4 protein-coding genes are annotated in these 4,509 nt (G+C 70.8%); all 4 read left to right on the plus strand.

Annotated features, from left to right (window positions below):
* On the plus strand, window positions 1-763 hold a 763-nt coding region (locus tag AOK08_RS41380), incomplete at its 5' end, for a molybdopterin dinucleotide binding domain-containing protein (protein ID WP_198539561.1).
* Between the two features lie 122 nt (window positions 764-885).
* A complete protein-coding gene (locus tag AOK08_RS41385) occupies window positions 886-2,388 on the plus strand; it encodes a CitMHS family transporter (protein WP_055535671.1) in 1,503 nt (500 codons plus the stop codon).
* A 67-nt stretch (window positions 2,389-2,455) separates the two neighbouring features.
* Window positions 2,456-3,676: an MFS transporter gene (locus tag AOK08_RS41390; RefSeq protein WP_055535674.1), complete on the plus strand. Its 1,221-nt coding sequence runs from the start codon at window positions 2,456-2,458 to the stop codon at window positions 3,674-3,676.
* A 92-nt stretch (window positions 3,677-3,768) separates the two neighbouring features.
* A complete protein-coding gene (locus AOK08_RS46285) occupies window positions 3,769-4,476 on the plus strand; it encodes a hypothetical protein (RefSeq protein ID WP_157877034.1) in 708 nt (235 codons plus the stop codon).
* Window positions 4,477-4,509 lie beyond the last annotated feature (33 nt).

Below are 4,509 nucleotides of genomic sequence, written 5' to 3' on the forward strand. Positions count from 1 at the left end.
CCCCGCCGCCGTGGACGCCATGGTCATCGACCAGACCCTCGGCAAGTCCGTCAAGGAGCCGCACTCGCCGGTCCACGGCCGCGACCCGCGCCAACTCGCCCAGGAGCTGGGCGGCGACACCGGACCCGAGCGGCGCCTCGACCTGATGCTGCGCCTGGGCCCGTACGGCGACGGCTTCGGCGTACGACCCGACGGGCTGAGCCTGGCGAAACTGCTCGACCACCCGCACGGCATCGACCTCGGACCGCTCAGGCCGCGCCTGCCGCAGCCACTGAAGACGCGCAGCGGCCGGATCGAACTGCTGCCGCAGCCCATCGCCGACGACCTGCCGCGCCTGCGGCAGGCGATGCGCGAACGCCCCGCCGGGTTCGTGCTCATCGGGCGCCGGCACCTTCGCTCCAACAACAGCTGGATGCACAACGTGCCCGCCCTCACCGGTGGCACCAACCGCTGCACCCTGCACATCCACCCGGACGACGCCACCCTCCTCGGCGTCCTCGACGGAGCCCCCGTACGGATCAAGAGTGCCGGGGGAGAGGTGGTCGCCCCCGCCGAGATCACCGACGTCGTCCGGCGCGGGGTCGTCAGCCTGCCCCACGGGTGGGGACACGACCGGCCCGGCACCCGCCTCACGCATGCCGCCGTGGACCCCGGCGTCAACGTCAACCAGCTCCTCGACGGCAGCCTGCTGGACCCGCTGTCGGGCAACGCCGTGCTGAACGGGGTGCCCATCGAACTCGCGCCAGCAGGCACAACGCTGTGACCTGGAGTTCTGCGCTTATTGCTCGCACGTCAACGTCTTGTTAGGACTTGTCGGGCCGACCTAACGTCAACGCACTGCCGACTCCGGTGGGAGTTCAAGGGCGAACGTTAGGTAACCCACTCATGTTGACCATCCTGGGCTTCACGATGATCGCGACCTTCCTGGTCCTGATCATGCTGAAGAAGATGTCGCCGATCGCGGCGCTCGTACTGATCCCGGCCCTGTTCTGCGTCTTCGTCGGGAAGGGCGCCAAGCTCGGCGACTACGTCATCGACGGCGTCACCAGCCTCGCCCCCACCGCGGCGATGCTCATGTTCGCGATCGTCTACTTCGGCGTGATGATCGACGTCGGCCTCTTCGACCCGGTCGTCCGGGGCATCCTGAGGTTCGCCAAGGCCGATCCGCTGCGCATAGTCGTCGGCACGGCGATCCTCGCGGCGATCGTCTCCCTCGACGGCGACGGCTCGACCACCTTCATGATCACGGTCTCGGCGATGTACCCCCTGTACAAGCGGCTCAAGATGAGCCTCGTCGTGATGACCGGCGTCGCCGCGATGGCCAACGGTGTGATGAACACGCTGCCCTGGGGCGGCCCGACGGCCCGCGCCGCGACGGCCCTGAAGCTCGACGCCAGCGACATCTTCGTCCCGATGATCCCGGCGCTCGCCGCCGGCCTGGCCTTCGTCATGGCCCTCGCGTACGTCCTCGGCCGCCGCGAGCGCAAGCGGCTCGGCGTGCTCACGCTGGACGCGGTTCTGGTGACTGAACAGGAGCAGGAGTCCAAGGACCAGGAGTCCGAGTCGGAGACCGTGCTTGTCGGCGCCGGTGCGGGTACGGGTGCGGGTACGGGTGCGGGTACGAAGTCGGTCGTGGGGGCCGGTGCGGGCAACTCGGGGGCGTCCGCGGGTGGTTCGGGCGCCGACGGCACCACGCGCGGCGACGGCAGGGACGCGGACCAGGGAGATGACGACGACGACCGGATGCTGAAGGTCCTCGACCCGAAGCGGGCCACCCTGCGCCCCAGGCTCTACTGGTTCAACGCGCTCCTCACGGTCACGCTCCTCACCTCCATGATCATGGAGTGGCTGCCGATCCCGGTGCTGTTCCTGCTCGGTGCCGCGCTCGCCCTCACGGTCAACTTCCCGCACATGCCGGATCAGAAGGCCCGGCTCGGCGCCCACGCCGAGAACGTCCTCAACGTCTCCGGCATGGTCTTCGCCGCCGCCGTGTTCACCGGCGTCCTCACCGGCACCGGCATGGTCGACCACATGGCCCGCTGGCTCGTCGACAACATCCCCGACGGCATGGGCCCGCACATGGCCTTCGTCACCGGTCTGCTGAGCATCCCGCTCACCTACTTCATGTCCAACGACGGCTTCTACTTCGGCGTCCTGCCCGTCCTCGCCGAGGCCGGCGCCGCCCACGGCGTCTCCCCGCTGGAGATCGCCCGCGCCTCCCTCATCGCCCAGCCCCTGCACATGTCCAGCCCGCTCGTCCCGGCCGTGTACGTCCTCGTCGGCATGGCGAAGGTCGAGTTCGGCGACCACACCAGGTTCGTGGTCAAGTGGGCCGTACTGACCTCGCTGACGATCCTCGGCGCGGGACTCCTGTTCGGCATCATCTGACCGCGGTGTCGATCACGCGCTCAACTGTCTGTCTCTTCCCGTCCGACGTTCGATGGAGGACACGACCATGAGGCCCGGTGGGAACCGCGGCTGGCTGCTCCGCCTCGTCATCGCCCTGAGCTGCACCCAGGGGGCGGTGTCGATGGCCCGGCCCGCCGTCTCCTACCGGGCCCTCGCGCTGGGCGCCGACGAGCGGGCGATCGGTGTGATCGCCGCCGCGTACGCGCTGCCTCCGCTCTTCGCCGCCGTGCCGCTGGGCCGCCGCACCGACCAGGGCCGGTGCGCGCCCCTGCTGGCCGTCGGCGCCCTGCTCATCTGCGCCGGCTGTGCCCTCGGCGCGACAGCGGGCTCGCTCGCCGTGATGGCCGCGTGGAGCGGGCTGACGGGCCTCGGCCACCTCTGCTTCGTCATCGGCGGCCAGTCGCTCGTCGCCCGTCGCTCCGCCCCGCACGAACAGGACCGCAACTTCGGCCACTTCACCATCGGGGTCTCCCTCGGCCAGTTCATCGGCCCGGTCGCGGCGGGCGCGTTGATCGGCGGCCAGGACATGGCGGCCACCAGCGCCCGCGCGCTGCTGGTCGCGGGTGCGGTCGCCGCGCTGTCGTTCACGTCGTTGTGGCGTGTCGAGGACCGTACGGTCGTCAAGTCCCGTACGGAGCAGGGTGATCGCGTCCCCGTGCACCGCATCCTGCGCACCCGGGGTGTCCCCGCGGGCATCTTCGTCAGCCTCGCCGTGCTGTCCGCGACCGACATCCTCACCGCCTACCTTCCGGTGGTCGGCGAGCACCGGGGCATCGCGCCGGCCGTGATCGGCGTACTTCTCGGGGTGCGCGCGGCGGCCACCATCGCGTGCCGTCTGGTCCTGACACCGCTGCTGCGGGTGCTCGGCCGACGCGTGCTGCTCATCGTGACGTGTCTGCCGGCCGCGGTGCTCTGCGCCGGGATCGCGCTGCCGGTGCCGGTGTGGGGGCTGGCCCTCATGCTCGCGGCACTCGGTTTCTGTCTGGGTGTGGGACAGCCCCTGTCGATGACGACGGTCGTGCAGGCGGCTCCGCCGGGTGCCCGGTCGACCGCCCTGGCGCTGCGGCTGACCGGCAACCGGCTCGGCCAGGTCGCCGCACCCGCCACTGCCGGTCTGGTCGCCGGGCTGACGGGCGCGGCGGCGCCGTTCGTGATGCTCGGCGCGCTGCTGGCGCTGGCGGCGGGAACGGCTGTGCGCTCAGCGGGCCCACCGGTGCCGGTGGAGAAGCGGGAGAGGGCCGGAAGGGTGATGTCCAAGGGGCTGTAGGGCGGTGCTTCCGCCGTTGCGGGTGCTTGTGTGAAAGAGAGTCAGAAGAAACAGGATTTATATGAAAATCATCTGACTCAAAGGAATCGCGCATGTCCACCTCGCTCCACCCGCTCCACCCGCTCCACCCGATCCACCCGATCCACCCACTCCGTCCACTGCGTCCACGGCGGATCAGCGCTCGCGGCGCCGCGCTCGTGGCCCTCACCCTCGCGGGCACCACTCTCGCCGGGGCCCCCGCCCTCGCCGCCCCCGGCGACAACGGAGACGTCAAGATCCACAAGGTGGGTACGCCCTTCAGCGACCAGAGCAACGAGCCGAAGGTCTGCGACTTCTACCTCGACGCCTTCAACTTCGACGCCGGCCAGGACATCGAGTGGTCCATCGAGACCCAGCCCCTGGTGGCGAACGGCGCGACCCTCGCCGACACCCTCCAACTGGGGGCCGACGGCACCGGCCACACCCTCGCCCTCGCGCTGCCGGACGGCCAGTACAAGCTGACGTGGAACATCGTCGGCGGCCAGGGCGCGGGCAAGCACAAGGTGTTCCAGGTCGACTGCCCGACCGGCAACCCGACCGGTACGCCGACCCCGCCCGGGGGCACGGGTGGTCCCGGTGGCGGTCCGGGCGGTCCTGGCGGCGGTCCTGGTGGCCCGCAGGGCGGGGTTCCGGCAGGTGGCGGTGGGGTCGCGCGGGCGGAGGCATTCTCGCCGGTCGCCGGTTCGGCCGCCGTCGGGCTGATCGTCGTCGGGGGAGTGGTCTACTTCCGGACGCGCCGACGTGCCGATGGCGCTGCCTGACCACGCCCGCCGGCCCCGGCCCCGGTCCCGGCC

This window comes from Streptomyces graminilatus (genome assembly GCF_001418565.1).
GTDB classification, from domain to species: domain Bacteria; phylum Actinomycetota; class Actinomycetes; order Streptomycetales; family Streptomycetaceae; genus Streptomyces; species Streptomyces graminilatus.